This is a genomic window from Mesorhizobium sp. M2E.F.Ca.ET.209.01.1.1, from assembly GCF_004010375.2.
Classification (GTDB): Bacteria; Pseudomonadota; Alphaproteobacteria; order Rhizobiales; family Rhizobiaceae; genus Mesorhizobium.
Map to the genome: position 1 here is coordinate 1 of NZ_SADP02001388.1, position 279 is coordinate 279.

The 279-nt window shown below is 63.1% G+C and carries 1 protein-coding gene; it reads left to right on the top strand.

The window, feature by feature from the left end; all coding sequences use genetic code 11:
* Positions 1–279: DnaT-like ssDNA-binding protein (locus EN852_RS41630; protein ID WP_210238352.1), on the top strand; the 279-nt coding region annotated here is incomplete at both ends.

The following is a 279-nucleotide window of genomic DNA, read 5'->3' on the forward strand; positions in this document are numbered from 1 at the left end:
ACCTGACCGCGCGAGGGCAGCAAACGGCCTGGGCCGCAGCCACCGACGCTCAAAAACAAGCCGCAATCATCGAAGCCACCAGCTTCCTTGATGCGGCTTTTTCGTGGATCGGTAAACTGGCCGACCGTGACCAGCCGCTTGGGTGGCCACGGGTGTGCGCCTACGACCGCGAAGGCCGTGTTCTTGAAGACACACCCCTTCCGGTGAAAAACGCTTGCTGCGAGCTGGCCAATCTCGCGCTCGGTGGCCGTCTCATGCCCATGTCGCTGTCGACTGGCG